The organism is Streptomyces sp. P5F9, from assembly GCF_057961495.1.
In genome coordinates this window covers 1-4,252 of the sequence record NZ_JBXVPZ010000646.1, presented here as the reverse complement: position 1 = coordinate 4,252, position 4,252 = coordinate 1, and the positions used below count along the sequence as shown (strand labels likewise).

General features: G+C 69.8%; 3 protein-coding genes. All 3 read right to left on the bottom strand.

The features are described from left to right. Nucleotides 1-1,407, bottom strand: a 1,407-nt coding sequence (dnaG, locus tag AC31A1_RS47640) for a DNA primase (protein WP_489659309.1), incomplete at its 3' end; no start/stop codon positions are given. Between the two features lie 47 nt (nt 1,408-1,454). After that, nucleotides 1,455-2,720, bottom strand: a complete 1,266-nt coding sequence (locus AC31A1_RS47635) for an NAD(P)/FAD-dependent oxidoreductase (protein WP_489659308.1) — start codon at nt 2,718-2,720, stop codon at nt 1,455-1,457. Nucleotides 2,721-2,813: 93 nt separating this feature from the next. Beyond that, nucleotides 2,814-4,157 (bottom strand): deoxyguanosinetriphosphate triphosphohydrolase, encoded by a 1,344-nt coding sequence (locus tag AC31A1_RS47630; RefSeq protein ID WP_489659307.1) that lies wholly within the window; start codon nt 4,155-4,157, stop codon nt 2,814-2,816. Between the last annotated feature and the right edge of the window lie 95 nt (nt 4,158-4,252).

The window sequence follows — 4,252 nt, the reverse complement described above, 5'->3', positions numbered from 1 at the left end:
GGTGCGGGGGGTGGTGTCGTACGGCTGGTGCTGTTGTCCGCCTCGGGTCGGCGCCGGACCCTTGCCGCCTCGGTCGCGGGCCCAACGGGCCAGCTGGGCAACGCGCTTGACCACGAACTGGGTGTCGAGGATGCCGAGCATGCCGGCGAGTTGGACGGCGACCTCGTGCTGGGCGCCGCTGTTTTTGATGCGGGCGACGATCGGGGCGGCCTCGTCCAAGGCGGAGGCGCGGCCGGCGGGGGTGTCGAGGTCATAGCGGACGACGATCTGGCGGAGCGCGAACTCGAAGAGCGGGGTGCGGGGTTCGACCAGGTCGGCGACCGCTTCGTCGCCCTTGGCGAGGCGCAGCTCGCAGGGGTCCATGTTGTCCGGGGCGATCGCGATGTACGTCTCGGCGGCGAACTTCTGGTCGTCCTCGAAGGCGCGCAGGGCCGCCTTCTGGCCGGCCGCGTCGCCGTCGAAGGTGAAGATCACGCGCGCGCTGCCGTTGTCCATCAGCAGCCTGCGGAGGATCTTGATGTGGTCGCCGCCGAAGGCCGTGCCGCAGGTGGCGATGGCGGTGGTGACTCCGGCGAGGTGGCAGGCCATGACGTCCGTGTAGCCCTCGACGACGACCGCGCGGGACGACTTGGCAATGTCCTTCTTGGCGAGGTCGATGCCGTAGAGGACCTGCGACTTCTTGTAGATCGCGGTGTCGGGCGTGTTGAGGTACTTCGGGCCGTTGTCCGACTCGTAGAGCTTGCGGGCGCCGAAGCCGACGACCTCGCCGCCGATGTCGCGGATCGGCCACATCAGGCGGCCGCGGAAGCGGTCGATGGGGCCGCGGCGGCCCTCCTGGGCGAGGCCGGAGAGGAGGATCTCCTTGTCGGTGAAGCCCTTGCCGCGGAGGAAGCGGGTGAGGTGGTCCCAGCCCTGCGGGCTGTAGCCGACGGAGAAGTGCTCGGCGGCGGACTGGTCGAAGCCGCGCTCGGCGAGGAACTTGCGGCCGGTGTCCGCCTCGGGGCTGACGGCGAGCTGCTCCATGTAGTAGTCGGCGGCGACCTTGTGGGCCTCGACCAGGCGGATGCGCTCGCCGCGCTGGTTGGCGGGGTTGTACCCGCCCTCCTCGTACCGCAGCGTGATGCCGGCCTGGGCGGCCAGACGCTCGACCGACTCGGAGAACGTGAGGTGGTCGACCTTCATCACGAACGTGATGGTGTCGCCGCCCTCCTGGCAGCCGAAGCAGTGGAAGAGACCCTTGCTGGGGCTGACCTGGAAGGACGGCGACTTCTCGTCGTGGAAGGGGCAGAGACCCTTGAGGTTGCCGCCGCCCGCGTTCCGCAGCTGGAGGTACTCGGACACCACGGCGTCGATCGGGACCGCGTCCCGAACAGCCTTCACGTCCTCGTCGTTGATCCGTCCTGCCACGCGTGAATTCTACGGGGCCCGACTGACAGCAGTGACGACGAGACGGTTCAGACGCCCAGGCTGTCCAGTGGAACGTGTGGGTCCGCAAGGGCCTCGGTGTCCACCTGTGCCCGGGAGCGGATGAGCTGCTGGATGGGTTCTGTGACGTCCCACACATTCACGTTCATCCCGGCCAGCACACGGCCCTCCTTCATCCAGAAGGCGATGAACTCGCGCTTGCCCGCGTCTCCCCGGATCACCACTTCGTCGTAGGAGCCCGGGGGCGCCCAGCCGGAGTACTCCATACCCAAGTCGTACTGGTCGGAGAAGAAATAGGGCACGCGGTCGTAGGTGACGTCCTTGCCGAGCATCGCGCGGGCCGCAGCCGGACCGCCGTTGAGGGCGTTCGCCCAGTGCTCCACCCGCAGGCGGGTGTCGAAGAGGGCGTGGTGGAAGGCGGCCACATCGCCGGCCGCGTAGATGTCGGGGTCGGAGGTGCGCAGCCGTTCGTCGACGGCGATGCCGCCGCCGTGCGCGCGGTCGGCCAGCTCCAGTCCCGCCGCCTCGGCGAGCACGGTGCGCGGGGCCGCGCCGATCGCCGCGAGGACGTCGTGCGCGGGGTGCTCCTCGCCGTCGTCGGTGCGGGCGGCGAGCACCATGCCGTCCTGGCCGATGATCTCGGTGAGCCTGGCGCCGAAGTGGAAGCGCACGCCGTGCTCGGCGTGCAGGTCGGCGAAGAGCTGGCCGAGTTCGGGGCCGAGGACGCCGTGCAGCGGCGTCTGGGACGGTTCCACGACGGTGACCTCGGCGCCGTACTCCCGGGCCGCCGCCGCGACCTCCAGGCCGATCCAGCCGCCGCCGGCGATCACCAGATGGCCGTTGTCCCGGCCCAGGGACGCGAGAACGTTCTTGAGGCGCTCGGCGTGCGAGAGGCGGCGCAGGTGGTGGACGCCCGCGAGGTCCGTGCCCGGGATGTCGAGGCGGCGGGGCTCGGAGCCGGTGGCGATGAGCAACTTGTCGTAGCGGACCAGGGTGCCGTCGTCCCCGAAGCGGACCGTCTTCGCCGTACGGTCGATGGCGTCGACGGTCTGGCCGAGGTGCAGCTCGATGTCGTTCTGCGCGTACCAGGCGGGTTCGTGGACGAAGACGCTGTCGCGCTCCTCCTTACCGAGGAGGTAGCCCTTGGACAGCGGCGGGCGCTCGTACGGGTGGTCGCGTTCGTCGCAGATCAGTATCACGCGGCCCGTGAAGCCCTCCGCTCGGAGCGTCTCGGCCGCCTTGGCGCCGGCCAGGCCTCCTCCGATGATGACGAACGTCTGATCCGCGTCGACCACTTGATGCCTCCTCGTAAGGGTGCCGCCATATGCGAGCGTCCCGCACGCAGTGTGATGGGGGAAGGGGGTGTGGCCCGATCAGGCCACGGAGGGTCACATTCGGGCTTGTTTCGCGTCACTGTGCCCCAGCGACGTGAGATGCGCGTGAAGAGACCGCGCCGACGCGTCCGTGAGTGACGCGATCTGATCGACGATCACACGTTTGCGGGCACGGTCGTCGGGCGCCTCGTCGAACTGGGCGCGGAACTGCGGCTCCAGACCGTCCGGGGCGCGGCTCGTGAGCACCTCGGCGAGTTCGGCGACCACGATGCGCTCGTCGGCGCGGATGCGCTCCTGCTCCGCGCGCTGCATCACGTACCGGTCGGCGACCGCCTTGAGGACCGCGCACTCCAGCCGTGCCTCGTGCGGTACGACGAGTTCGGCGTCGTAGCGGGTGAGGCGGCCGGTGCCGTACGCCGCGCGCGTGGCGGACTCGGCGGCCAGGCAGAAGCGGCCGATGAGCTGGCTGGTGGCGTCCTTGAGGCGGGCCTGCGCGACGGCCGAACCGTCGTAGCCGTGCGGCCACCACGGCTGGTTCTGGAGCCGGTCCAGTGCCTCGGCGAGTTCGTCAGGGGCCGTGTCCGCGGGGACGTAGCGGCCGATGGCCACCTGGAAGATCTCCTGGCGTTCCGGTTCGGCGTGCAGGCAGTTGGGGTCGATGTGGCCCGCGTGCAGGCCGTCCTCGACGTCATGCACCGAGTACGCCACGTCGTCCGACCAGTCCATCACCTGGGCCTCGAAGCACGTGCGCGTGCCGGGGGCGCCCTTGCGGACCCAGTCGAAGACGGGTCTGTCGTCCTCGTAGACGCCGAACTTGGGGGACTTGGGGTCGGTGGGGTGCCCTCCGCGCGGCCAGGGGTACTTGGTGGCGGCGTCGAGGGCGGCACGGGTGAGGTTGAGGCCGACGCTCACCATCTCACCTGTCGTGTCGCTTCTTACGAAGCGCTTCGGTTCGATGCGGGTGAGGAGTCTGAGGGATTGCGCGTTGCCCTCGAAGCCGCCGCAGTCGTCGGCGAATTCGTTGAGTGCCTGTTCGCCGTTGTGGCCGAAGGGTGGGTGTCCCAGGTCGTGGGAGAGGCAGGCCGCTTCGACCAGGTCCGGGTCGCAGCCGAGGGCTGCGCCGAGTTCGCGGCCTACCTGGGCGCACTCCAGGGAGTGGGTCAGGCGGGTGCGGGGGCTGGCGTCCCAGGCCTGGCTGCGGGTCCCTGGGGTGACGACCTGGGTTTTGCCGGCGAGCCGTCGTAGGGCGGCGGAGTGGAGAATTCGGGCGCGGTCGCGTTGGAAGGCGGTGCGGCCGGGGCGTTTGTCGGGCTCGGTTGCCCAGCGGTCGACTGACGTCGGGTCGTAGGGGTGGGGTGCTGCTGTGTGCGTACCTGTGGTGCCTGCGGTGCCTTCCATGCTTCGACAGTAAGCGGCGGTAGTGACAATTCGGGAGTTGCGGGGCGCCTACGCGTTTGCCAGGTGCGGTTTGGGGGCGGGTGCGGGTGCGTGGG

What these genes read in the sequence shown, in the direction of transcription:
- AC31A1_RS47630 (WP_489659307.1), bottom strand. Translation starts at nt 4,157, where the DNA reads ATGGAAGGCACCGCAGGCACCACAGGTACGCACACAGCAGCACCCCAC.